Source organism: Bradyrhizobium sp. SHOUNA76 (genome assembly GCF_023006445.1).
GTDB lineage: Bacteria > Pseudomonadota > Alphaproteobacteria > Rhizobiales > Xanthobacteraceae > Bradyrhizobium.
On sequence record NZ_JALBHA010000871.1, the window covers coordinates 1 to 1,443 of the forward strand.

The window sequence follows — 1,443 nt, forward strand, 5'->3', positions numbered from 1 at the left end:
CACGAAGGAGGCCGCGAAGGCCGCCGCGGCCAGGAAGGCCGAGGCCGTCAAGGCTGCGACCGACGCCAAGCTCGCGCTCGAGCCGGTCTCGGTCTACATCAGTCGCGCGACACAGAAGCTCTACGTCCGGCGGAACACGCACAAGCCGGCGCCCGATGGTGGCGGCGAGGTGTTTGATACCAGCATCGAGGTTCCCGTTAAGATCCACAATCCCGACCAGCCGATCGGCACGCATATCTTCACCGCGATGGCAAAGACCGATACGGGCCTGCGCTGGAGCGCGGTCACGATCGAGAACGGCGACGAGGCCAGGAATGCGCTCGACCGGATCACCATCCCGCAGGAGGTGTGGGATCGCATCGGGCCGACCGCGCTGCCGCGCTCCTCGATCATCATCTCGGACGAGCCGCTGAGCAGCGAGACCAATTACCGCACCGAATTCGTCGCGGTGCTCAGCAACCAGCCGCAGGGCGGCTTCATCACGCGCAAGCCGACCGCGCCTGCCATGATCGCCAGCGATGACGGCTGGGACAACGGCGGCAACGGCTTCGGCTTCTTCTACCAGCGTGATCCCTACGTACAGCCGGCCAATCCGCGCCGACAGCGTGGCCAGTACCAATATTATCAGTCGACGCAGCCGATGCAGCGGAGCTGGTGGTAGGACGCAGGGCGCCGCCCGCCGGGGCGCGGCCCAAAGCATGGCGGGACGAGTCCCAATCGTAACAACGACGGAGGTGCGCTCCCTCTCCCGCTTGCGGGAGAGGTGAACGAGCCGCGACGATCGATTCAACCTAAGCCATTCCGCCCAGCAACTACGGACGCGCTTCGATCACCACAGCCTGAATCTTGCCTTCCACCGGTCCGGCGCCATGACGCGAACGGATCGTCTCGGCGACGATGTCGGTTGCAGCCTGCAGCTTGCTGGCATCCCTTGCCTCGATCTCGCTGCGCAGCGGCGTGCCCTGGCAGAGGGCGAGCGCGACGTATTCGGGCGACGGTGCGCGACTGATCTCAGATCGCGTCTCGATCGAGATGTCGCGGAAGCCGGCACGTTCGAGGTCGGTTCTGATGACGGTCTTGTCGTAATAGCCGTGCGGCGTGCGAACCATGAATCGCGGCGGGTCGTCCGGAAACAGTTTTTCCAGCGCGATCGTCGCTTCATGCGTCAGCACATTGTCCTCGATCCGATCCCAGACGTTGAACACGAACGTGCCATCGCGCTTCAGGACGCGTTTCACTCCTCCGTAAGCCTTGACACGGTCGGGAAAGAACATCGCGCCGAACTGGCAGCAGACCACGTCGAACTCGGCGGCGCCGAAGGGCAGGGCCATTCCGTCCGCCTGGCGCCAGGTAATGCGATCGTCATCCGCCTGGCGCTGCGCGGCGACCGCGAGCATGGGCTCGTTGAGATCGGTCGCGACATAACGGACGCCGCGCGGCAGC

1 protein-coding gene and 1 pseudogene are annotated in these 1,443 nt (G+C 65.0%); one reads left to right on the top strand and one right to left on the bottom strand.

What is annotated here, in order from left to right; genetic code table 11:
• Nucleotides 1-661: pseudogene (locus MOV74_RS38095) on the top strand (L,D-transpeptidase); the annotation flags it as partial.
• Between the two features lie 151 nt (nucleotides 662-812).
• Here the strand turns inward: MOV74_RS38095 and MOV74_RS38100 are convergent.
• Nucleotides 813-1,443: class I SAM-dependent methyltransferase (locus tag MOV74_RS38100; RefSeq protein ID WP_246932651.1), on the bottom strand; the 631-nt coding region annotated here is incomplete at its 5' end.